A 23,861-nucleotide genomic window follows, 5' to 3' on the forward strand; every position below is an offset into this window, starting at 1 on the left:
CCTTAACCCGCTGAGTGTTGCTTTTGCAAATACAGTTCGAAACTTTCTAGAAAAGTTTCCTGCACTATGAATTTGCAGCCATGCCAAGTATAACAGCTCTGCCGTGTCCAGCCATCTTTAAGCCAAATGACACGGCGCTCACATGCTGGATTTGTCCGCTGAAATAAGAAAAAGCCAATCGGCTTTGTGCCAATGTGCTGAAAAATCCGCGCCCGCTTTTGTAAGCTTAAAATAGGAAAAATACTTTTCGCTTTGACCCAAGGCTGAGATTCACAGCCATATAGTAAGCTTTCTCTGACCCATGACGTATGCTGATTGGGCATGCCCATCCATTTTGCATCGCTAAAACGCATTCGCTGAAAATGTTCTTTCGTGGGTTCGACTTGAAATTGACCATTCGCTAAATCTGTCAGCTGCTGCGTTAAAGAACCTGACGCATACAGCCATGTTTTCAGTTCAGCTGAGATTTGATGCATACATATACCCATGCAATTGCACTGCATGACGCACGTGCATTCGTTTTCTAAATCTAATTAACATTTTAATAAAATCAACAATTGTTAAGCATTGTCTGTTTTGGCAATCACTTCAAATTTACCTTGCGGCGTTTTAATTAAAACCAGCCCTTCAGCACTGATATAAAAACTTTTCGGATAATCAAAACTCAGCGCCAGTTCAGGATTCTTTAAAGCAACAAATTCTGCTTGCTTATACCCTTCTAACGTACGCCCAACTTCTATATAGGTCACTTCAGAGAAGTTTAATTTAAATCCTTTATCATGAGCTTTAGGATCAATCCAAGGAAAGAAGCCCGTATGTTTTTTACGTTGTGCCATGCAATTTCTTTCAATTCTTTAATATTTACATCATACAAAAAAAACCCGCACTAGGCGGGTTTTTTTACAGATGTAATTCTTGGTCCGTAGACCAGATCAATTACAGGCTGTAGTACATATCAAACTCAACAGGGTGAGTAGTCGTATTTAGACGACGTACATCTTCACGCTTAAGTTCTACATATGCATCCAACATTTCTTGAGTGAACACGCCACCTTTCAATAGGTATTCGTGATCAGCTTCAAGCGCGTCAAGAGCCATCTCTAGGCTATGCGCCACTGTTGGGATTTTAGCTTCTTCTTCAGGAGGAAGGTCATACAAGTTTTTGTCTGCCGCTTCGCCTGGGTGGATCTTGTTTTGAATACCGTCAAGACCAGCCATAAGAAGTGCTGCGAAACCTAAGTACGGGTTCATCATTGGATCTGGGAAACGCGCTTCGATACGTTTGCCTTTAGGGCTAGAAACGTAAGGAATACGGATAGAAGCAGAACGGTTACGCGCTGAGTAAGCAAGCATGATCGGCGCTTCGAAATGCGGAACTAAACGCTTGTACGAGTTTGTAGAAGGGTTAGTAATTGCGTTCAATGAACGAGCGTGCTTGATCACACCGCCAATGAAGTACAATGCCATTTCAGAAAGGCCTGCATATTCGTCACCAGCAAACAAGTTCTTGCCATCTTTAGCGATTGACATGTGAACGTGCATACCAGAACCGTTGTCGCCAACCATTGGCTTAGGCATGAATGTAGCAGTTTTAGCATATTGGTGAGCAACGTTCCAAACAGCATATTTGAACTGTTGAACTTCGTCAGCTTTGCGAACCATAGTGTTGAAGCTTACGCCGATTTCTAATTGGCAAGAAGCAACTTCATGGTGATGCACTTCTACACGGCCTGGGCCCATGATATCTTCAATTTTTGCACACATGTCTGCACGCATATCTTGTGAAGAATCAACCGGTGGAACTGGGAAGTAACCGCCTTTAACACGTGGACGGTGGCCAGAGTTGCCAGCTTCGTAATCTTTACCAGTAGACCAAGCAGCTTCTTCAGCGATCAATGTGTGGCGCGCGCCAGACATGTCGATGTCCCATTTCACTTCGTCAAATACGAAGAATTCTGGTTCTGGACCAAAGAATGCTGTATCACCAATACCTGTAGATTTAAGGTATTCTTCTGCACGGCGAGCGATAGAACGCGGATCACGGTCATAACCTTGACCAGTTGAAGGTTCAATAACGTCACAAGTTACAACAACAGTCGCTTCAGCGAAGAACGGATCTAGGAAGCAAGTTTCTGCATCTGGACGTAAAATCATGTCAGATGCTTCGATGCCTTTCCAGCCAGCAATTGAAGAACCGTCAAACATTTTGCCGTCTTCAAATGTGTCTTCGTCAATTGTATCAGCAGGGTAAGTTACGTGCTGCTCTTTACCCTTAGTGTCAGTAAAGCGAAAATCGACCCATTTTGCGCCACTTTCTTGGATGAGTTGAAGGACCTTGTTCGCCATGCTCATTGTGCTCCGATGTTTTTTGTTGCACGCACCCAGTGCGTGTTAGTAGTTGGTTGTTAATAAGCAATTACTATACCAACTTTTAAAAGAAAAGCTAAAATGTTGAATTCCTTATCAGAATTGAAGATTAGGCAGCTTTGCTTTTACACCATTATACTGTGCCTCAATGTAAATGCACCATATTCAAACACTGTCTTTTAATTTTGTTCAAAAAGCGTCACAACATGAACCAATTTGGTGCGTTTATTTTTATAAAGCTAAAGCCTATTGCCCTCTCTGTGCAACTTTTATCTTATCACCCGTATCGATTGAGTAAAAAACAATCAACCCTGATCTTTTTGTTTAAAGCTCAATAGTTAAGAGTTCTTAACTCATACTTTTTAGCTCAAAACATCAGTCGTTTCATTGAAATTTTACAGGGCGAGCACATGCAAAAAATTTTACAGCTCAATATTGAGAATCTATATCAAATAGCCCAGTTTGAAATTTAAGCGAAAATTAAAAAAATGCACCATTTGAGTGAATAAATCTTTTTTCACGTCAATTTCAACCCTGCCAAAATGCTGCTTATACACTTTTATCTGTGCTTTAGAGCGCTTATAAATGCTATACAAATTTGCAGCATTTTTAGTTACAGATCTATACACATTTATGTTCATTCATTTACTGCAATATTTATGCATGCACTCAGCTTCAAACTTCAGATACTGAATCAGCAAGCAACAGACTTATTGCCCATATTAAGGAAGCAATTCAGTATCATTTCGTTGGGCAGCATGCCAGTATCACAATGCATTGACGATTACTCTATAAAAGCATAATGCATAGCCGCCCCCCTTGATTATCACTAAAACCTAATACGCATATTGGCAGAATCCAAAAGGCATGCAGCCCTTTAGGAGAAATAGTTCAGCAGAAAATGTTTATTTTTTGCTATGATGACCTGCGCTCCATTTTTCAGCTTTATTTTTGTTTATATAACGGATAAATAATGCGTTTTAAACGCCGAAAAACAGTGAGCCGATCCAGACTAAATAGGCACAGTTAAGTGCAAAATTTCAATAGGTTATTAAACTCATGCTTCTGATGATTGATAATTACGACAGCTTTACTTATAACATCGCCCAGTATTTTGGCGAGTTAAATCAAGAAGTTAAAGTCGTTCGCAATGATGCCGTCACTTTGGAAGATATAGAGCGATGGCAACCGAAGTATTTGGTCATTGGCCCTGGCCCTTGTTCACCAAGTGAAGCTGGCATATCTATTCCAGCGATTCAGCATTTTGCAGGCAAAATCCCATTGCTCGGTGTGTGCTTAGGCCACCAAGCAATTGGACAGGCTTTTGGCGGTGATATTATCCGCGCCAAAAAAGTCATGCATGGCCGCCTGTCAGACATGTATCACAGCGACAAGGGTATTTTCAGCAACCTTCCATCCCCTTTTTCGGCAACGCGCTATCACTCTTTGGTGATTGATCAAGCAACGCTGCCGGAATGCTTGGAAGTCACTTGCTGGACCAATGAAGCAGATGGCACGATGGAAGAGATCATGGGTGTGAAGCATAAGACATTGCCTGTTGAAGGCGTGCAGTTCCACCCTGAGTCAATCTTAAGCCAGCACGGCCATCAGATTTTCAAAAACTTCCTCGAAATTTACGCATAATTGAAGCAATTAAGACTATGAATATTCAGCAAGCTTTAAACAATATTACTAAAAATATCGAACTCACTCAGCCGCAAATGGAAGATGTCATGCGCACCATCATGAATGGTGAAGCGACTGAAGCGCAAATTGGCGCTTTCATGATGGGTCTGCGCTTAAAAGGCGAAAGTGTAGATGAAATTACCGCTGCAGCCCGTGTCATGCGTGAATTGGCGATTAAAATTGATGTCAGTGATTTGCCCAATTTAGTCGATATCGTCGGTACAGGCGGTGATGGCCAAAACCTGTTTAACGTCTCTACAGCGTCTTCTTTTGTAATCGCTGCTTCTGGCGCCAATTTAGCGAAGCATGGCGGCCGCGGTGTATCTTCAAGTTCAGGATCCTCTGATCTGCTGGAGCAGGCAGGCATTAACCTTGACTTAAATATGGAACAAACTGAGCGCTGCATCCGTGAGCTTGGTGTGGGTTTCCTCTTTGCGCCAAACCATCACAAAGCGATGAAATATGCCGCCGGCCCGCGTAAAGAGCTTGGCTTCCGCAGTATTTTCAACTTGCTCGGCCCGCTTACGAATCCGGCTGGGGTAAAACGCTTTGTGATTGGTGTGTTCTCTACTGAGTTATGCCGTCCAATGGCGGAAGTACTTAAACAGCTCGGCGCTGAACATGTGATGGTGGTGCATTCTAAAGATGGTTTAGATGAAATCAGCCTTGCATCGTCAACCTATGTTGCAGAACTGAAAAATGGCGAAATTACCGAATGGGAAATTCAGCCTGAAGCTGTAGACATCGAATCGCAAACTTTAACCGGCCTTTCGGTTGAAAGCGCTGCTGAAAGTCTGGCGCTGATTAAAGATGCGCTTGGCAAGAAAAAATCAGCAAAAGGTGAAAAAGCGGCCCACATGATTGCTTTAAATGCAGGTGCAGGCATTTATGTTTCTGGCGTGACCACATCTTATAAGCAAGGTGTAGCGCTGGCGCATGACATTATCTACGGCGGCCAAGCTTTAGAGAAAATGGATGTGCTGTCTGAATTCACCAAAACGTTAAAACAATACGAAGCTTAATCGGTCAAGGACATTTAAATCATGGTTGATATCGCAAATACCATCTTGGGTAAAATTGTTGACCGCAAGCAGGAAGAATTCGCTGCGCGCTTAAAACAGAAAAGCTATAAAGATGTTGAAGAACTGGCGCAGGCGGCAACACCTGTACGCGGTTTTGCACAATCTTTGCTTAGTAAGCGTCCGGGCGTGATTGCTGAAATTAAAAAGGCATCACCTTCAAAAGGGATTATTCGTGAAAACTTTAATCCAGCAGAAATTGCACAGCAGTATCAAGATGCTGGCGCTGCATGTTTGTCTGTTCTCACCGATGTGGACTTTTTCCAAGGTGCAGATGAAAACATTCAAATTGCGCGCACGCATTGCGACTTGCCAGCCCTGCGTAAAGACTTTTTGATTGATCCATACGGTGTGATTGAAGCACGCGCATTACATGCAGACTGCATTTTGCTGATTGTGGCATGTTTGTCGAATCAGCAGCTTGAAGAAATGTCAAAAACTGCATTTGAGCATAACTTAGATGTATTGGTTGAAGTGCATGACGAAGAAGAGCTCGAACGTGCCCTGCGTTTAGATGACCGCTGCCTGCTAGGTGTAAATAACCGCAATTTAAAAACCTTTGATGTCGACTTAAACACATCACTGCGTTTGAAAAAATTGCTTGAACCTTCTCGCCTGCTGGTGACTGAAAGCGGTATTGCTACACCTGCAGATGTTGCCATGATGCAGGAAAACGATATTCACGCATTCTTGGTCGGTGAAAGCTTTATGAAGCAGCCAAGACCAGATCAAGCCTTTGCTGAATTGTTTGGTGTACCTAAATTGCAATAAATCAATTCGTTTAGAGGTGCATGCGTGCACCTCTAAACCATTAAATTTTGAATAATTAATTATATCTACTCAAACTATATAACTCATTTTAAGAATAAAATTTCTAATCCTAACGAATAACCAACTGTAAATTTAAGTAAAATTAAATGGTAGTGATGTTGCAAGACCTCATTCGTTTTCTGTGTTTTAATAGAATTAACTCATAAATCAAACTTCCAATTAAAACTTTATATGACTCATACAACAGGCCAAGACCTGCCCATTTATATTATCGGTGCAGGTATTGCAGGGATTAGTTGCGCAAAGCAGCTTCAAGATGCCGGCAAAAAAGTCATTATTTTAGAGTCCCGAGATCGAATTGGCGGACGTATTGAATCTAAACAAATCAATAATGATTTTTTTGATTTAGGCGCCTCATGGATTCATGGAATTAAAGGCAATCCTATTTGGGCACTGAGTCAGCAGCTCCATATTGAAACTCAAATATTCAACTACAATAAACCGCAATATTTTCACGCAACGGGTCAATTATTTAATGAAAGTGAAGTTCACGTTTTTGAAAGCTATATTAGAAAAATACAATCCGCTTTATTCAAAACTGCGCATGAATCTGCATTGGTTGCTGTGCAAGACATCATAAATTCACTTGATTATCAGAACGATGAATTTGCAGCACAAGACTTAAAAACACTTTTGCTGACGTTTTTTCAATATGTGGCGAATGATCCTTATGCCACAGATCTTGAACAACTATCTAGCCAATACCAAAATTATGAAGGCTATTTTGAGGGGGATGAAGTCATCTTCCCTAAAGGCTATGCACAAATTATCCATCATCTTGCACAAGATCTTCAGATTCAGCGTAACATTCATGTTCAAAAAATATCGATTAAATCAGGCTATGCCGAAATTCAGGCTCAAAATAATCAAACTTTTCAAGCCTCTAAAATTGTCATCGCAGTGCCATTGGGTGTTTTAAAAAAACAGCATATACAATTTAACCCGCCCTTGCCTGATGCATATTGTCATGCCATTAAAAATATGGGCTTTGGCTCATTTAATAAGGTTTTTTTTCAATTAGATATACCGCTGCCATTTTGCCCACCTTCATTAGACAATGAATTCAGCACGCTGTATTGGAACAATAATAAATTATTTAATCTTTTAGATTTGACGCAGATATATCAGAAACCAACCTATCTCATGTTATTTGGCGGTTCAGTTTCCGATTTTATTGATCATGCCGATGATGATGCGGTCTGGGATAAAATTGGCCAAAGCTTGCAAGAGACATTTCAAACATTTATAGAAAAACCTAAAAATCTGCTGATCACCCGCTGGGGCGCAGATTCAAATAGTTATGGCTCATTTAGTTTTCCAGCGCTCAAGCAGAGCGAACAGCTGACCAAAGTCTTTGAGGGCAATATTGATCAAATGCTGTTTTTTTCAGGTGAACACTGCAGCCTAAAATATGCTGGGACAGTCCATGGCGCCTATTTAAGCGGCTGTGAAACAGCACGCCAGTTACTAAATTTACAGATAGAGATGTAAATGCGCATTTATCATATTATTTTTAGATGCGCATTTGATGCACAACCTCTTGAGTCCTCAAACATTATCTTACCGCCGCATATTCTAATAAATATCGATAAACACCTATTCCAGCTAAGCTTTAAAATAAATCAACAAATGCAATAAATTTCTCATTTTTCACAATTGAGACTATAATTTAGCTCTGTCTTACCCTCTTCTCTTGTTTTTTCCTTATGAGCAAACACGATTCTTCGCTGTCTAAAGAACAATACAACTTACTGAATGCTTTTAAAAAGCAAATCAGCAAACCGGCGCCAGTGCCAGAACCCGTTGCGCCCATAGAAAAAACCACTGAACAGGAACAGCAGGAAGATTTAGATTTTTTCCGCAAGCAAATGCAAGGCGTGCAAAAAATGGCGGCTGGCAATACTGCAAAAACCATTAAAACCGCAGTTAAACGCAAACCAGATGCGCAAACACTGGCTAAACGTGCCGCAGCTATAGGTCCAATGGAAACCGATGATGCCTTGCTTTCTGATACGCAAGCCATGCTGAATCCTGTTGCGAGCCAAGCCAAACTCAGCTACCGCATTGCTACCCTGCAGCACCGTGTTTTTGAAGATTTAAAAGCCGGCAATCTGCGCTGGTTTGAAGCGGTCGACTTGCATGGCTGCACCATTGAAGATGCCCGCAGTGCAGTCCTGCAAATTATTCAAATGGCCAAAGAAAACAATGAAAATGTCCTGAAAATTGTGCACGGCAAAGGCCCTGAAGCTATTTTAAAAACACATGTCAACAGCTGGCTGCGTCAGCACAGAGATGTGTTGGCTTTTGTCAGCGCACCTGAAAATCAAGGCGGTACTGGTGCGGTTTTGGTTCTGCTTAAACGCGCAGAAAAGAACCCAAAGTTCAAACAGTAATCGGTTTCATCCTTAAATGCAGGCATTGCAATAGTTTTCTGCTACAATGCCGTCCTTGTTCAATCTCTGTGTAAGTGAACACGTCTTATGTCTATGCAGCAATCCTACGCTAACATTCTTACTGCCGTTGGTGAAGACCTGAATCGCCCTGGTCTAAAAGATACGCCTATGCGTGCTGCTAAAGCCTTCTCCTATCTAACGTCTGGATACAGCCAAACCTTAGAAGAAGTGACCAATAATGCGGTCTTCCCTTCTGACAACCGCGAAATGGTGCTCGTAAAAAATATCGAGTTCTATTCATTATGTGAACACCATTTATTGCCATTTTACGGCCGTGTGCATATTGCCTACTTGCCTGAAGGCAATGTTTTGGGCTTATCTAAATTTGCCCGCATTACTGAAATGTTTGCGCGCCGCTTGCAAATTCAAGAAAATTTAACGCAGCAAATTGCAGAAGCTGTTGCTGATGTCACAGGCGCACGCGGTGTTGCCGTAGTTATTGATTCTGCACATATGTGCATGATGATGCGCGGTGTCGGCAAGCAGGAATCAACAACACGTACCGTTTCTTTTGTGGGTGACTTCAAAACCAATAAAGAAGAGCGCCGTGAATTTTTAAGCGCTGTTCCAGAAAGCTACTGATTGCGATTAAATAAAGCCTCAACCTGTGTTGGGGCTTTTTTGAGCCAAAAATTCTAAATTTTGAGCTTAATTTCCTTATTCAATTTATTTAGTGAGGCATCCGCCATGTCGACAATTTCAGTTGCAGGTCAAGGACAAACTCAAAGCGAATGTTCTATTGATTTTCCTCGGGAAGAGCGCTTAGTCAAAGGCAATCCAGAACGTCACACTTATAATCTATATGAACATCCCAACATGGACTGCGGCATTTGGCAGTGTGAAGTGGGCGCATGGAATATTGTTTTTGCAGAGAATAAGCAAGAATTTTTTACAGTGATTGAAGGCAAAGTCCGCCTGCATGCAAAACATTCTGATATTGTGATTGATGTGGGCGCAGGTGAAGCTGGGATTATTCCGCCTGGCTTTGAAGGCACCTTTGAAGTGCTTGAAGCCGTAAAAAAATACTATGTTAATGTCATGGTTTAATACGATCATTTTACAGTTTAAACACAAGCTTTTTATCTAAAACCTGTCATTTTAATGCACTCTTTTCGCGTATTTTTATGAGTTTAATGGATGAACGTTTTTCTTCGATGCTGTGCTATTTTCCTACATTTAACATTATTTAGCGCCTGTACACTTAGCCCAAAATTTAATTATACCGCCAGTGCCAATACACAGACCGAACAAAACAATAAAGAGGCCATTGCTGAATTATTTAAGCAGGCACATGTTTCGGGAGTTCTATTGGTCAAACATCAGGGCAAAGTTCAAGCCTATGGCAATGCCGTAGATCGCGCAAACACAGCATATATTCCAGCATCTACCTTTAAAATGCTCAATGCATTAATTGGCATTGAACATCATAAAACATCACCTGAAAAAGTTTATCCGTGGCATGGTGAAAAGCGCGCATTTCCTGCATGGGAAAAAGATTTAAGCTTGTCTGAAGCCATGACTGCCTCGGCTGTTCCCGTATATCAAGCGTTAGCGCGAGACATTGGAATTGATCTCATGCGTCAGGAAGTAAAACGTGTGAAATTTGGCAATGCAGAAATTGGCACACAGGTGGATAATTTCTGGCTGGTCGGCCCACTCAAAATTACACCGCTGCAAGAAATTGAATTTGTAGATCAACTCGCGCATGAACAGTTGCCATTTAGTCAGTCCACACAACAGCAAGTTCAAAAGATGCTGTTTATTGAAAAAATTAACAGCCGTACACTCTATGCCAAAAGCGGCTGGGCCATGGATGCAGAACCTCAAGTCGGCTGGTATACAGGCTGGATTGAAGATGAACATGGGAACATCAATGCATTTTCACTAAATATGGAAATGCAAAAAGACATGCCTCTCACTCTGCGTAAAGAATTGGTCATCGCCAGTTTAAAGCAACTAAAAGTGTTATAACTCGATTTTCCGCATTTCATCGCCAAGCTCGCGGCATGAATAGAAAAGATATTCGGCCGCTGCTGCAGTTGAAAACTGCTCATAATTTTCGAGTCATAAATTTGATTGATCACCCATGGCCCATTGATTGCCCCAACCAAACACTTGCAACTCAATAAAGATCATTTTCCCGCACGGCATATTAAAAATAATGCACCAATTCCATCGCCGCATTATTCCAATCTAAATGATTCTGCTGCTGGTATTCCCAGTTTAATCGAATGGCATTTTGCGGATTTATTGCATATTGAATTTGACTGTTTAACCTGAAATTCCACTGATTTTGATCTGCCCAATAAGGGAGTTCGACTTGTACAAGGCTGTTGATTCTTTCTGACCAAACATTCTGACAACCCAAAGCTGGCCCTGCCCCAGCACGCCAACCCTGATCTAGCGCCTGACTGCCTTGTACGTGCATCTGCATCTGCATATAACAAAGATGGGTTCGCTCCTGATTGGCCCAGCTATAACCTGCCTGTGTATTCAGATTCGCCACACCATGCTGCTGCGTATCACTAAACTGACCATGATCTTGCAGCGCTTCCTGCTGCCAGCCAAAATTGAATCCCCACGACAATGGCGTTTTGAATGGCGTTATCGGGTTATAGGAATTGACCGACAAAAAATCAAAATGTTCCAATTTCAGCCGATTCTGACGATATTGCAGTGCTCCATCCCAGAACATCAACTGTGTTCCTGTCCTGAAGCCGCCTTGAGTATCCATAAGGTCATGATAGGCTTGACGGTGCCCCAGTTCATAAAATGCATCGCCCTGAAGCTGACCTGCTGTGAATGAGATATTTTTGGCATGATGCCCTTGCGTCGGATCAACAGCAGGACGCGCTGCATCTTTGCGCTGCTTTTCCAACTGAATTTCACTGCGCAGCACCAATAACTGCCGCAGGCGCGGCTGCGCAAAATCGCTCTGCACTTTGCGTGAAGTTAAATACAGATATAAATCGTCATAAGCCATTTCTAAAATCTGAGCGCGCTCAATTTCAGTATATGACGCCAATTGATCAGCCATCTGCTCAGGGGCTGAGAAAGCTGTTTGATGCGCTTTTTTTGCCAATGCCTGACCGTGCTGCGTGGCCTGCGCCTGCAGCTGCGTTTCCAAGGCTGGACGGTATACCGTATCTGCAACTAAACCTTGCTGTTCGACAGCGCGGATGGTTTCAATTGGAATGGCATCGATGTTAAATTGCGCTTTCAGATTCAAGTTTGGACGCACCAGATCCATGAGGCCAAGCAAGCGGTATGCACAGTTATCACTGATAAAATAATATGGAAAAGTGACGTGTTTCATTTCCCAAATATGCTGTACTAAAAACCGAGTTTCTTCAGGGCTTAAGCTGAGTTCATATTCCCACAAATCTCGGCTTTCCAGATCACCGTATTCTTTTACCTTACGGTAATAGGGCATTAAGGAATATTCACCTGGATATTGCCCCGTGAGGCCATTCCATGCAAAAGACCAGCTTTGCCCTTCGGCGACTGTCGCCGCATAATTTACAGCATAAGAAACTAAATTCAGCTGCTTTTGATCTTGAGGGTCCAGCCGCAGCAAGGTATGCCCAAACATTGAACTGGGATTTCCCATAAAGTCGGTGGCATAGATGAGTGTGGCCTTATAGGGCTTGATCTGCCCAATCCAGTCTTCCAATTCAGGACAGGCCACTGCAGGCAATTGCTGTTCTTGAATATTTAGCCGCTGCATTAACCAGTGACTGCGCGCTGGAAAACGGCAGCGTACCGATTGATTCGGCTCCGCAGCTTGAAATAGGGCCTTTATATTGGCTTGCAATTCGAGTTTTAAATTGGCTTTTCCTTCAGCAGATAAAAAGTAACCTGCATAGCTGACCTCACTCTGCCCTTTGCTGTCTGCATACATCAGCCTGCGCCAAGTGATATCCTGATCCAGCTGCTGCTGGGTAGCTTCATCAAAATAGGACTGAACGGTTTGAGTGTCTGTAGCTGCATACGCAAGCGGAGAGGAAATTAAAGCAAAAATGAAAGCAAATGGTTTCATGCAAACCTGATGTTTATATTTATATCATAAGAAAAACCCCGCCAGAGCTGGCAGGGTTTAACAGCAATTCTTATACGTAAGCTTTCAGCACTTCATCTTTAGCCATGACCGCTTGTAACGATGCAAGAACCTGAAGTGAATCAAGGTTTTCTGCAGAATAAATGGTAGAGAAGTTTTGTTTAGAAACTGCAAAGAAATGGGCTTTGTCTTGTGCTTTAATATTCAGAAGTTCTGCAAGCACGTTCAGGCTTTCGCCTTGGCCCACTGCCATATCGCGCGCTAATGATTCAGAGTTTTCATTGGTAAAAGTCACTGCTTGCGCTGTCACTGTGCCTGTGCCGCTACAGCCCAAAGTACCAAAAGTAATACCAAATAGCTGGTTGGCAAATAAACCGTTGGTTGTTGCCGCTAAAATTTTAGGCACTTTACCAGATTGCCCTGCCCAAACTTGAGAACCAATACCGCAACCCGCATCTTTATCTGCAAATGCTGCTGTAGAACCGAGTGCAACAACAGCTGCTAAAGCTAATTTTTTCAACATGGTTATTCTCCAGAATTTATTATCCAAGTGTTTTAATTCTTTACAGTCGTGCATTTTTTATTGCACCTTTGTAAGATAGCTGTAACTTTCTCATAACGCAAAGCAATTTATACTAGAGTCCTTATCCACCACCCTATAATACTGAAATCATTTATCTTTTAATTCCCAAACACCGTCTTTGCTGCGGTTTCCAAGTATTTTCAAGACCAATACCAAACTCAACAGCAGCAATAAATACCACGAGCCTAATTTGCCCCAGCCCACCATATGCCAAGCATCAACCTGACTTGGATACAGCCAGATTTTATAAAATGTGCTGATATTCTCCGCAATCCAAATAATAAATGCCAACAGCAACAATATAGGTAACATCGGTAGCTGAAATTGGTGCTGCTGCAGCTGAAACTTAATTTTGGTTTTCCAAAAAATCAGCACACTCCATGCAAATAGCAAGATACGGATATCTGGCACAAAAAATTTGCTCATAAAATTGATATAGGACAGCACCGCCAAAGCCAGCATATTGCCAAAGCGCGGTAAATGCTCAAAGGAGACTTGATACAATCGCAATGAACGTGCAAAAAAACTGCCTACAGCGGAATACATAAAGCCAGCAAACAGCGGTACCGTCATAATTTTAAACACTGCAGGCTGCGGGTAATGCCATGAGGCAATTTGCGGATGGGTCAGGAAAATTTCCATCACCATAGCCATGAGATGAAATAAAGCGATCACTTTCGCTTCAGCCCATGATTCCAGCTTCAGATAAAGCAGGCAAGCTTGAATGATCAGCGCAAAAAACAACAGATAGTCATAACGGAAAAAACCGTAGTATTCCTGACTGCCCATGGCGGCCGTAACCACAAAAGCGCCCAGCAATAAAATACCAAATAAGGCAGCCGAAGCTGCCTTATAGGTAAATTCACATCCAGATTTAAAAATCGCAAGCACACTAAAACCCTAAACTTAATGGATTACAAATATTTAGCGCTATATTCATGCACAGTATCAATAAATGCTTTTGGATTTGCAGGATCGACCCACTGCGTAATGCCGTGGCCTAGGTTCGCCACATAGCCTGTTTTTTCGCCATTGGCATAGGCGTCATCCAGCATGGCTTTGGTGGCTTTTACAATCGATGCTGAGTTGCCATACAACGTTGCCGGATCTAAATTCCCTTGCAGCGCTGCACGGCCTGCAACAGTTTGACGCGCCACATTTAAAGGTGTAGTCCAATCCAGACCAAAGGCATCAGCGCCTGTTGCAATCATCGGCTCAAGCCATTGACCGCCGCCTTTGGTAAATAGAATCACTGGCACTTTACGGCCTTCATTCTCACGCTTTAAGCCAGCAACAATTTTTTGCATGTAATTCAGCGAAAATTCGATATATTCGCGATGCGCCAATGCCCCGCCCCAGCTGTCAAAAATCTGGACAGCTTGCGCGCCTGCATCGATTTGCGCATTCAAATAATCAATGACAGCCACCGCCAAACGGTCTAATAAAGCATGCAATACTTCTGGCTGCGCATACATCATCTGCTTGGTAAAGCGGAAGTCCTTGCTTGAACCGCCTTCAATCATATACGTCGCCAAAGTCCACGGACTGCCAGAAAAGCCGATTAAAGGAACTTGACCGCCCAAGGCAGAACGGATGGTGCTCACGGCATTCATCACATAGTCTAAATCTGACTTGGCATTAAAAGACGGCAGATTGGCAACATCTTGCTCTGTACGGATGGTTTTATGGAATTTCGGACCTTCGCCAGCTTCAAAGTACAAACCTAGACCCAATGCATCCGGCACAGTTAAAATATCGGAAAATAAGATGGCAGCATCTAAGTCATAGCGGCGCAAAGGCTGTAAAGTCACTTCACAGGCAAAATCGTTGTTTTTACATAAAGACAGGAAGTCTCCCGCTGTAGCGCGGGTTGCACGATACTCTGGTAAATAACGCCCAGCTTGACGCATCATCCATACTGGAGTTGCATCTACTGGCTCACGCAGCAATGCACGCAGGAAACGATCATTTTTTAGAGCCGTCATTTACTTTTCCATCAATTATCAACTTGGCAACATCATAACAAAAAGCCTTCATATTGAGTAATTTCTCAGAACTCAAAAAATCGATTACTGTCAAAGATAAATATGATATTTACACAAAACAAATACTGCATCACAATTCATTTTCTGCAATACTTGCACCGTTTTTAACACTGTAAATGAATAATTCTTAAGGTTGAGTTACATGTTCGTTCGCACAATGCTCGCAATGAGCCTAAGTTGCATTTTTGCGGGTTCAGCTATCGCCGCAACCACTGCAGAACAACCATTAAATCCAAAAGTTATTACGGATGTTGCCATTCAGGATCCTATTGATCCGCTTGCGGCAGATTCTGCGTCATCAGTTCCAACAACAATTACGTCTCAAGAACAACAAGATTTAAATAAAGCGTCTCAAACACTCAATGATCTGCAGAAAACTGAAGATCAAACTGCCGATGTCAGCGCCGCACCTACTCCAGCACCTAAAGCTGCGCCAAAAGCTTCTGCAGGCAGCGCATCTGCTGCCAAAGTTGCTTGGACACTGGACGGCATGAACAATGCGCAATGGTTTGAAGATATTGGCAAAGGCCAATTCCCTGTCTATGCGCGCGCGCATGTAATGCTGAATAATGCACATGCTTCGCCAGGCGCAATTGATGGTTCAAGCGGTAAAAATACCCTGAAAGCGATTGCATCTTTCCAGCAAATTCAGGGAATCAAGCCTACAGGCACTTTAACTCAAGAAACTTGGGATGCATTGCTTGCACAGCAAGGCAGCAAACCTGCATTTATTGAGTACACCATTACTGCGCAAGATATTGCTGGCCCGTATGCGCAATCTATCCCTCACGATTATGCCCTGCAAGCCAAAATGAAAGGCTTGTATTACACACGCGTAACCGAAATGCTGGCTGAGAAATTCCATATGGATGAAGATTTCTTAAAGAAATTGAATCCTAATGTGACATTCAAAAAAGCTGGCGAAAAAATTATTGTCGCAAACATCCGCAATGAAGTGCCTGAAGACATTCATTTGATTGTAGCGCACAAAGGCGCTAAGCAGCTGTATCTATTTAACAGCCGCAATCAAATGATCGGCTCTTTCCCTGCAACGATTGGCAGTTCAGATACTCCATCGCCTACAGGTACATATAAAGTGACTGGTGTAGCGCCAAACCCTTGGTACAGCTACTCACCTAGCAACTTTGTGCAAGGCAACAATAAAAAGCCGCTATCTTTACCGCCTGGTCCAAACGGTCCTGTCGGCAACATTTGGATTGGCTTGAGTAAAAAGTCATTTGGTATTCACGGTACGCCAAACCCGTCTGCCATCTCTAAGACAGCTTCTCATGGCTGTATCCGCTTAACAAACTGGGATGCCAATGACCTTGGCAAGAAAGTTAAATCAGGCGTAACGGTTAAATTCTTAGAATAATGATTTAACAAGATTCTCATAAAGGTGTTTTAGTTCTAAACTAAAACACCTTTTTTATATTTATTATAATAATTTCAAAAATTGAATTTCACTTCAAACTTTTATAAACATCCACCTTCATAATCAAAATAATATCAGGACTCAATCCATATGCTTTATTTTTCTAAAAATCATGCTCAACACCTATTTTTTGCGCTAACACTAATAGCTTTGGTTCCAAGCATCTGTCACGCCGAACTAGAAGAACAGATCGAGCAAGTGCTATATATTGATGCCACATTAGATGGCAATGAAGATGCATCTATTTATCCTGAAAACTGGTCAGATGAGAAAAAAATCCGCGATAAAAAATATAATCCGCATGAAGATTCTTCTCAGAATTTTTTAAGCAATACCCGCTATTTTGTGATCAATGGACAAAATGCTGTGCGCTATTATCCCTTATCGGATGCTGCAAACCCTGCACTTTTATATACCAAAGTGGGCAGTAAAAATTACTTTGCAATCGTGCAATCTTATGGGGCGACCATGCAGCCAATTATTCTTAAACCCCAATTAAGCCATAAACTGAAAGATCACCAGCTCTTTAGCATTCAGCCGCATGATAAAAACCTAGTGCTGGTTTTCCGCAGCCGATATTTTCATACTCCAGCAGAAATGGCGCGAAATATTGCTCTAGATCCCAATTTTAAAAGCTATTTATACCGCACCAGTTACGAACTGATTGAAGTGACGCCGCAAGGTAAAATCCTGCACCGCAGTCAATTTACAGCACCATCTCCAGAGAACGGTTTAGGTTTTGGCCCAAAACTCAATGAACAAAATGGCGATTACGAAGACAGCAGTATTGAATACACCACCAGCACACCTGGGGTTTATCAAACCTTACACCCTTATGACATTGACTATAGCTACGTCTATTCTCACGGAACATTCACTAAACATACACAAAAACGCCTGCTGACACCCAGTGAACGTGCAGCCATTAAACATGAGCATGGCGGTGTAAACGCTGAAAATATGCAAGATGAGTATGAAGAAGCGAACATGGATCGTGTTCCAGCACCTAGCAGCTGTTTAGAGGATTATTGGGTCTATCATGACAAGGCAGCAGCAAAAAATGTGCGTTGGGGCAATCCTTGGCTGCAGCAGCAGCCTGCTTTATATCAAACCTTTTTTAAGGATTATGAAAAAGCTAAAAGTTATACATGGCCTAAATTCAGACAGCTTTTTTGCAATTTAGAACAATAAACACTTTTAATTAAAATTCATCCTAAAAATGAAATGCTGTATCGCTTTTATGCTATTTGCCGCACCATAAGAAAGTTTTACACTTGTTTCAAGTTAAAAATATTATAGGAATAAAACCATGAATGCATACCTACACCGCAGTGATTCACGCGGTCATGTGAAAATGGGCTGGCTTGAATCTAAACACAGCTTTTCGTTTGGCAGCTGGTATGATCCAAAACACATGGGCATTAGTGCACTGCGTGTGATTAATGATGACTTGATTGATGGTCACCAAGGCTTTGGTCAGCACCCGCATGACAACATGGAAATTTTAACCTGTGTATTAAAAGGCACCATTACCCATCAAGACAGTATGGGCAATCATGGCGGGATTGCTGCCGGTGAATGGCAGCTGATGAGCGCTGGTACAGGTATACGCCATAGTGAAATGAACCAAGGCGATGAACAGGTGCATTTACTGCAAATTTGGGTCATTCCAAATGTGCGTGATGCAGAACCGACGTATCAGCAAATTCAGCTTGATCCACGTGAACACCCAAATCAATGGCATTTGATCTGTGGACCGAATGACAATGCACCGATGCATATTCGTCAAAATGCTGAAGTGAAAACTGCTGTACTTGAAAAAGGCAAAACTTTAGATGTGCAAGCAACGCAGCACATCAATTACCTGCATGTAGTTTCTGGTTCAATTCAGGTTGCAGAACATACTGTTCATGCTGGTGATGCAATTGCATTTGTAGATCCTGCTCAAATTGAAGCGCTGGACGATGCGCAAGTCATCTGGTTTGATTTGGCTGAAAACATTCAGTAATGTATGAATACAAAAAGCCTTCTTTATGAAGGCTTTTTTATTTTAGGCGCAGATGTAGAAAAGATAAACCGCGCCTAAACAGCTTAACCCATAGTACGGTTATGCAGCTGATTTTCAGCTTTACGGTTTTGCTCATACTGAACAGGATCAAATGCGCAAGCCGTTATAACACTTGTCATCAATACAACAGCCATTAATTTCAACATTTCAATGTCCTCATAGAATTGATACGGGAGATCGCACAAAACCTGTGCTTGAACTTCAAATCTTATGAGCAGGAAATATACAGACAAGTTTTAAATTTAAAAAACTGATTATTTTAATACATATAATCTATTTTTTAAATCAAAATTAAAATGAGGTTAATGCGCGAATAAAAATCAAGTTTATAAATAAATGGTCTTGCGGCAGGACTATGGCGAGACAATTAAAACTCATCCCCTTTCAGCCCCATATACATTTGAGCTCCAAAAAAGAAAACTACTTCGTTGCAGAATCATTATATAGCGCTTTTTCTAAAGATTTAAACCCTAAATTAAGCAAAGAAAACTGAGTTCAATATTGTTGTTCTATTCGTTATTTAAACTTAGACAGCAACCTAAATAAACTGATAATTAATTATAGAAGCTCACTTTATTCAATCTTTTCTATGCCTATCTGAAGTCGTTCAAAGAATTGACGAACGAGTCCATTTAAAAAATCCCATAAAAAAAAGCCCCTGAATAATCAGAGGCTTTTTGAATTTGGCGGAAGCGGTGAGATTCGAACTCACGGAGGGGTATAAGCCCTCGTCGGTTTTCAAGACCGGTGCATTAAACCGCTCTGCCACGCTTCCATGTGCGCCATAATATAAATAAATTGTGCTTTAAGCAAATGCTTTTCTTTCTTTTTATTCTGACTGATCAAAATAAAAACAGAATAATTAACATTCTTTTCAATGAATATGCCGCAAGGGCAAACATCAGCTTTTTTGCGCTCCTAAATATGAGATGAACTGGAATGTACTGCGCTGCATTTCATCAACATGCAGATTTCATAATAAAAAGCCAAGATACGCAGGTATTCTCTTCCGCGCTTATTGATGTATACGCCTCTATTATTTTAAAGTGAACGCATAAAATATTGTGCATTTGGAGTTTTTCTTGAATCGTAAATTGCTTACTGCAGAGGGCTATCAACGCTTGCAAGATGAATTAAATGATTTGGTCCGTAAAGAGCGACCTGAAATTACCAAAATCGTCTCATGGGCTGCCAGTTTAGGTGATCGCTCAGAAAATGCAGACTACCACTATAACAAAAGAAAACTGCGTGAAATTGACCGAAGAATTAGATTTTTGACCAAATTATTTGAAGTTGCGCATAAAGTGGAATACAACCCTGAGCAGGATGGCAAAGCTTATTTCGGGGCATGGGTTGAACTGGAAAATGACCATGGAGAGTCAATCAAATTCCGCATTGTAGGCGACGAAGAAATATACGGCCGTAGAGACTATATTTCATTGCAATCCCCTATGGCCAAGGCATGCTTAGGCAAAATGGTGGATGACGATATTCAAGTGAATACCCCGCATGGACTTAAGCATTGGTATATTATCAATATCGAATACGGCCTCCATGACGGTGGATAGGCTAAAATAATACGAACTGCAATTGAGTGACGCCTTACCCAATAGAAGCCCCATCACACAAGCACTCTACTAAGTCAGAGATATAAATTAGCGTATTTTATTTTTATGTAAATTTTCTAAGATTTCAATCATTTTAGATGCTCTATATTCATTCACAATTTATCAATTTGAATGCTTTGCTTTTGATTTCTTTATGATTAAAACCAGCAATAAATCATAGATATGCTTTTAATTATGGTAATTTTCAACTTTTTCAACAATAAGGAAAATTGATACACAAACAATACAAAAATATGCATTTTTGTACTCGCTTTGCCTAAAACCGTTTTATTATTTTTTTTAATTCAATAAAAACAACAATTTAAATGTTAATTTTAGAATATTTCATGTACAAAATTTGACAAGCTATTTTTTCATCTTTATTATTCGCACATCTTTTGATATCGATTGTTTTTTAATCAATACAGTTTTTTCTGTATATTTTCCCAATCTAACTTAGTCATTTTGAATGACGTCATGACTGCCCAACCCTTATCGCATTTAGCTGACTTGTAAAGTACGAAGGCAACCGCCTGTGCTTTTAGGGCATAAATACCTGTAGCGGAGACAACATGCACAGTAGTTCAACTTCTGGGTCGAGGCTTAGCCTTAACTCATTAAAATCTCTCCCGATTAAAAGCCTTGCCTTTAGTACTTTACTTCTCCCATTTCATAGTATTAATGCAAGTAAGACGGCGTATCAGTTTGATACGGTCGTAAACAACAACAAGCTGGTTGTTGTGTCTGTGGCGAATCCCACAACTGTATTTGAAGACAGTGATCATCTGCATGGCTTTGGCTATGACTTAGTGCGTAACTATGCAGAGAGCCTAAATGTGCGCCTTGAGTTTAAAACAGTGGATGACAATGCCACTGCCCTCAAATGGGTGAAACAAGGCAAAGCCAACTTCGCGATGACTACTGCAAGTATTCAAAGTATCGAAGCGAAAAAGCTGACCTCTTTTTCTGCATCTTGCGGCGATACCGCATCACTGCAAAAAAATGGTTTGAATACCGATTTGAATTGGGTATTCAAAGCTGCGGATGATCCATTAAGTGAAACGGCTAACGGCTTTATCTGCCGCTCTAAACAAAGCGGCACACTGCAGCAGCTGGCCTCATTTTATAACCGCAATGTGATCAAGCAAGAATCATGGGACATTATTCAACGCGATTTGAATAAGCGCATGCCAATTTATAAGGCTAATTTCCAGCGTACCGCCAATCAATACGATATTGATTGGCACTTGCTGGCGGCCATTGGCTATCAAGAGTCTTATCTTAAGCCAAACTCAGTATCACCGACAGGTGTGCGCGGCTTAATGATGCTGACCAACAGCACTGCGAAAGCAATGGGTGTAACCAACCGTACAGACCCAGCGCAAAGCATTCAAGGCGGCGCGAAGTATTATGACCAGATGCTGGATAGATATTCGGATATTCCCTATCCCGACCGCAATTGGTATGCCTTGGTTGCATACAATATGGGTCCAGGCGCCGTGAATCAGATTCAGAACCGCTTAAAGGCGCAAGGCAAGAATCCAAACAAATGGGTGCATCTATATGCCTATTTGGAGCGTAACAAAGCCAGCAATGGCCGTTACCGTCAAGCAGCGCAATATGTGACGCGCATCCGCGCTTACTTGGAACATATTAAAACGACGCCGCAGCTGGTAAATATTTAATATCCGCAGCTTATGGCAAAAAAAAGCTTACCTTAGGGTAAGCTTTTTTTATGAGGTGCAATTAAGCAGTTTGCTCAAGCACTTTCTTAAATAAATCTTTTTGCTCTTGGCTTGGTTTTGCGGTTTGCAATGCCATCAATTGTGACATATCGCCTTGAACTTTTATTTTGCCCGTCATGAATGCCTGCATTGCCGCAGCCATATCAAACTCAAGGAATACTTTACGTAAAGTTTCCGCATCCATGTTCAGCGTGGTTTTTGCATTGCCCGAAAGGCCTTTTTTAATCGCGCCGCCATCTAAAGATAATTCAGTATTGCCAGATGTATCTGCAACAACCAAATTGATTGCGAGAGTTGCCAATGCAGGCGGTAAATTTAGGTTACCTGCTTGAGCAGTAAGTGTTTCGACAGTTGAAAACCAATCATCAGTTAAAAAAGCAGGCATGATGTTTCCTCAATTTATTTGTACATTGTGTGAAGCCTATCCAGGCCGCATCTTTTGAAGCTATTTTGCTTGAAGCCTGTTATAGCATGTAATTAAATTTTATGCCTAAAGTTTTTTGTACGCGTCGTTCAGTTTTTAAACTTTCTATACATAAATGATAAAAATCAAAAACATAAAAAAAGCACCTTTATATAAAAGATGCTTTTTTGCAGCATTCCTGCAAATTAATCCGCAGCAAATCCTAAGTTCACCATATTAATGCGCTTGCTTTCAGCAGCGGCATCTTCAGTTGAGCAGCTTTCTTTAAAGTCAAACTCTCGTTCACTGTCCAAAGCTTCAAAATCAAACAGCTCACGGTCAGCCAGCTGTGATGGCGATACATTTTGCAATGCGCCAAAGATGCTGTGCAGGCGTTTCGGATAATCTTTATCCCATTGACGCAGCATATCGTTCAGCATGGCGCGCTGCAGATTTTCCTGCGAACCGCATAGGTTGCAGGGAATAATTGGGAATTTGCGCATTTCTGCATATTTGATAATGTCTTTTTCTTCAACATAAGCTAAAGGACGGATCAAAATATTCTTTTTATCCGACGATAAAAGCTTCGGCGGCATCGCTTTTAAACTTCCGCCATGGAACAAGTTCAAGAAGAAAGTCGCCAAAATATCATCACGGTGATGGCCAAGCGCAACTTTAGTCGCGCCAATTTCTTGCGCAAAGCCATACAAAGAGCCGCGGCGCAGGCGTGAGCAAACAGCGCAGTAAGTTTTGCCTTCAGGCGTCAGCTTTTTGGTGATGCTGTAGGTATCTTTTTCTAAGATGTAATACGGAATGTTATTTTCTTCTAAATAACGCGGCAATACATCTTCAGGGAAACCAGGCTGTTTTTGATCCAGATTTACAGCAACGACATCAAAATTAATCGGCGCGATGCGTTTGAACTGCAGCATGATATCCAGCAAAGTATAGCTGTCCTTCCCGCCTGACACACACACCATCACTTTGTCGCCTTCCTCGATCATTTTAAAATCACGGATAGCATGACCGACCTGACGGCGCAGTTTTTTCAGCAAACGATAATACGCAGAGCTGGTAGGCAGTTCTGGTTTGAAATTAAATCCTTGATCGGACTCAACTGGCGAGAACATAGACGAGTTAAACCTTAAAAAAAATACCGCGCAATTTTATCTGATTCGCAGCTTTCTCGCACCTAAAGAATTTAATTTCTCAAAATTGAAAAATCTGTGTCATGAACACGTCATGCTGCGCATGATAATTTTGAACGTTTCAGTTCATTTTTTATCCAAGATGCTTATCTTTTGGACTTTTCCACAGTTTTCCACAAAAGCTGTGGATAACTTTGTGGATTTTACAGTGCTTGACAGCTTGTCTTGCCCTGACTTTAAGGCTTCTATTTAAATTGATCATTTTTTGATCAATTTAAAATACATTTAAAAACAATGGTTTAATGCTGTCAAGTTATGCTGGCTAAAAAAAAATTAAATATTTTTTTGATTATT

Annotated in this window: 23 protein-coding genes and 1 tRNA gene; 13 read left to right on the top strand and 11 right to left on the bottom strand. The window is 41.5% G+C overall.

From position 1 onward, the window contains the following. Positions 1 to 2: 2 nt before the first annotated feature. From B9T34_RS01035 to glnA, 3 genes are all read right to left on the bottom strand, one after another. Positions 3 to 476, bottom strand: a complete 474-nt coding sequence (locus B9T34_RS01035; RefSeq protein ID WP_086211312.1) for a chorismate--pyruvate lyase family protein — start codon at positions 474 to 476, stop codon at positions 3 to 5. Between the two features lie 84 nt (positions 477 to 560). After that, entirely contained in the window at positions 561 to 836 is a 276-nt protein-coding gene (locus B9T34_RS01040) for a hypothetical protein (protein WP_086211313.1), read from the bottom strand. Positions 837 to 936: 100 nt separating this feature from the next. Continuing rightward, the gene (gene glnA / locus B9T34_RS01045; RefSeq protein ID WP_171265089.1) at positions 937 to 2,352 is read right to left on the bottom strand and encodes a type I glutamate--ammonia ligase; all 1,416 of its coding nucleotides are present in this window, start codon (positions 2,350 to 2,352) and stop codon (positions 937 to 939) included. 1,074 nt (positions 2,353 to 3,426) lie between these two features. Here glnA and B9T34_RS01055 point away from each other — a divergent pair. The 8 genes from B9T34_RS01055 to blaOXA all read left to right on the top strand — a co-directional run bounded on the left by B9T34_RS01055 (position 3,427) and on the right by blaOXA (position 10,387). Next, positions 3,427 to 4,011 (top strand): anthranilate synthase component II, encoded by a 585-nt coding sequence (locus tag B9T34_RS01055; protein WP_086211316.1) that lies wholly within the window; start codon positions 3,427 to 3,429, stop codon positions 4,009 to 4,011. Between the two features lie 17 nt (positions 4,012 to 4,028). Then, positions 4,029 to 5,075, top strand: a complete 1,047-nt coding sequence (gene trpD / locus B9T34_RS01060; RefSeq protein ID WP_086211317.1) for an anthranilate phosphoribosyltransferase — start codon at positions 4,029 to 4,031, stop codon at positions 5,073 to 5,075. A 21-nt stretch (positions 5,076 to 5,096) separates the two neighbouring features. After that, positions 5,097 to 5,903 (top strand): indole-3-glycerol phosphate synthase TrpC, encoded by an 807-nt coding sequence (trpC, locus tag B9T34_RS01065; protein ID WP_086211318.1) that lies wholly within the window; start codon positions 5,097 to 5,099, stop codon positions 5,901 to 5,903. A 231-nt stretch (positions 5,904 to 6,134) separates the two neighbouring features. Next, positions 6,135 to 7,454: a flavin monoamine oxidase family protein gene (locus tag B9T34_RS01070; RefSeq protein WP_086211319.1), complete on the top strand. Its 1,320-nt coding sequence runs from the start codon at positions 6,135 to 6,137 to the stop codon at positions 7,452 to 7,454. Positions 7,455 to 7,669: 215 nt separating this feature from the next. Beyond that, entirely contained in the window at positions 7,670 to 8,356 is a 687-nt protein-coding gene (locus tag B9T34_RS01075; RefSeq protein ID WP_086211320.1) for a Smr/MutS family protein, read from the top strand. 93 nt (positions 8,357 to 8,449) lie between these two features. Then, positions 8,450 to 8,998 (top strand): GTP cyclohydrolase I FolE, encoded by a 549-nt coding sequence (gene folE / locus B9T34_RS01080; RefSeq protein WP_171265101.1) that lies wholly within the window; start codon positions 8,450 to 8,452, stop codon positions 8,996 to 8,998. 105 nt (positions 8,999 to 9,103) lie between these two features. Continuing rightward, positions 9,104 to 9,463, top strand: a complete 360-nt coding sequence (locus B9T34_RS01085) for a cupin domain-containing protein (RefSeq protein WP_086211322.1) — start codon at positions 9,104 to 9,106, stop codon at positions 9,461 to 9,463. A 90-nt stretch (positions 9,464 to 9,553) separates the two neighbouring features. Then, positions 9,554 to 10,387, top strand: a complete 834-nt coding sequence (gene blaOXA / locus B9T34_RS01090) for a class D beta-lactamase (protein ID WP_086211323.1) — start codon at positions 9,554 to 9,556, stop codon at positions 10,385 to 10,387. Positions 10,388 to 10,568: 181 nt separating this feature from the next. Here blaOXA and B9T34_RS01095 read toward each other — a convergent pair whose 3' ends face one another. The 4 genes from B9T34_RS01095 to hemE form a co-directional block, all read right to left on the bottom strand. After that, positions 10,569 to 12,455: a DUF4105 domain-containing protein gene (locus tag B9T34_RS01095; RefSeq protein WP_086211324.1), complete on the bottom strand. Its 1,887-nt coding sequence runs from the start codon at positions 12,453 to 12,455 to the stop codon at positions 10,569 to 10,571. Positions 12,456 to 12,525: 70 nt separating this feature from the next. Beyond that, a complete protein-coding gene (locus B9T34_RS01100; RefSeq protein ID WP_086211325.1) occupies positions 12,526 to 12,996 on the bottom strand; it encodes a DUF3015 family protein in 471 nt (156 codons plus the stop codon). A 147-nt stretch (positions 12,997 to 13,143) separates the two neighbouring features. Beyond that, complete coding sequence (locus tag B9T34_RS01105) at positions 13,144 to 13,947, bottom strand: DUF817 family protein (protein ID WP_086211326.1); 804 nt, start codon at positions 13,945 to 13,947, stop codon at positions 13,144 to 13,146. A 23-nt stretch (positions 13,948 to 13,970) separates the two neighbouring features. After that, complete coding sequence (gene hemE / locus B9T34_RS01110) at positions 13,971 to 15,041, bottom strand: uroporphyrinogen decarboxylase (RefSeq protein WP_086211327.1); 1,071 nt, start codon at positions 15,039 to 15,041, stop codon at positions 13,971 to 13,973. Between the two features lie 202 nt (positions 15,042 to 15,243). Between hemE and B9T34_RS01115 the strand changes: the two genes are divergently transcribed. From B9T34_RS01115 to B9T34_RS01125, 3 genes are all read left to right on the top strand, one after another. Next, complete coding sequence (locus tag B9T34_RS01115) at positions 15,244 to 16,476, top strand: L,D-transpeptidase family protein (protein WP_086211328.1); 1,233 nt, start codon at positions 15,244 to 15,246, stop codon at positions 16,474 to 16,476. Between the two features lie 150 nt (positions 16,477 to 16,626). Beyond that, on the top strand, positions 16,627 to 17,727 hold the full coding sequence (locus B9T34_RS01120; RefSeq protein ID WP_139841237.1) for a hypothetical protein: 1,101 nt from the start codon (positions 16,627 to 16,629) through the stop codon (positions 17,725 to 17,727). 118 nt (positions 17,728 to 17,845) lie between these two features. After that, complete coding sequence (locus B9T34_RS01125; RefSeq protein ID WP_086211329.1) at positions 17,846 to 18,544, top strand: pirin family protein; 699 nt, start codon at positions 17,846 to 17,848, stop codon at positions 18,542 to 18,544. Positions 18,545 to 18,627: 83 nt separating this feature from the next. Here the strand turns inward: B9T34_RS01125 and B9T34_RS19085 are convergent, their stop codons facing one another. Together B9T34_RS19085 and B9T34_RS01130 are read right to left on the bottom strand one after the other, a co-directional pair. Further along, a complete protein-coding gene (locus B9T34_RS19085) occupies positions 18,628 to 18,750 on the bottom strand; it encodes a hypothetical protein (RefSeq protein WP_265733468.1) in 123 nt (40 codons plus the stop codon). Between the two features lie 538 nt (positions 18,751 to 19,288). Then, positions 19,289 to 19,379: transfer RNA gene (locus tag B9T34_RS01130), tRNA-Ser, on the bottom strand. Positions 19,380 to 19,686: 307 nt separating this feature from the next. Between B9T34_RS01130 and greB the strand changes: the two genes are divergently transcribed. Both greB and B9T34_RS01140 read left to right on the top strand, forming a co-directional pair. After that, the gene (greB, locus tag B9T34_RS01135; RefSeq protein ID WP_086211330.1) at positions 19,687 to 20,172 is read left to right on the top strand and encodes a transcription elongation factor GreB; all 486 of its coding nucleotides are present in this window, start codon (positions 19,687 to 19,689) and stop codon (positions 20,170 to 20,172) included. Positions 20,173 to 20,783: 611 nt separating this feature from the next. Beyond that, positions 20,784 to 21,896, top strand: a complete 1,113-nt coding sequence (locus B9T34_RS01140; protein ID WP_086211331.1) for a transglycosylase SLT domain-containing protein — start codon at positions 20,784 to 20,786, stop codon at positions 21,894 to 21,896. Positions 21,897 to 21,957: 61 nt separating this feature from the next. Here the strand turns inward: B9T34_RS01140 and B9T34_RS01145 are convergent, their stop codons facing one another. Further along, positions 21,958 to 22,341, bottom strand: coding sequence for an SCP2 sterol-binding domain-containing protein (locus B9T34_RS01145; protein WP_086211332.1), 384 nt, complete (start codon positions 22,339 to 22,341; stop codon positions 21,958 to 21,960). A gap of 224 nt (positions 22,342 to 22,565) precedes the next feature. Continuing rightward, complete coding sequence (gene ttcA / locus B9T34_RS01150; RefSeq protein ID WP_086211333.1) at positions 22,566 to 23,489, bottom strand: tRNA 2-thiocytidine(32) synthetase TtcA; 924 nt, start codon at positions 23,487 to 23,489, stop codon at positions 22,566 to 22,568. Positions 23,490 to 23,861: the final 372 nt, after the last annotated feature.

This window comes from Acinetobacter sp. ANC 3813 (genome assembly GCF_002135435.1).
Lineage (GTDB): Bacteria > Pseudomonadota > Gammaproteobacteria > Pseudomonadales > Moraxellaceae > Acinetobacter.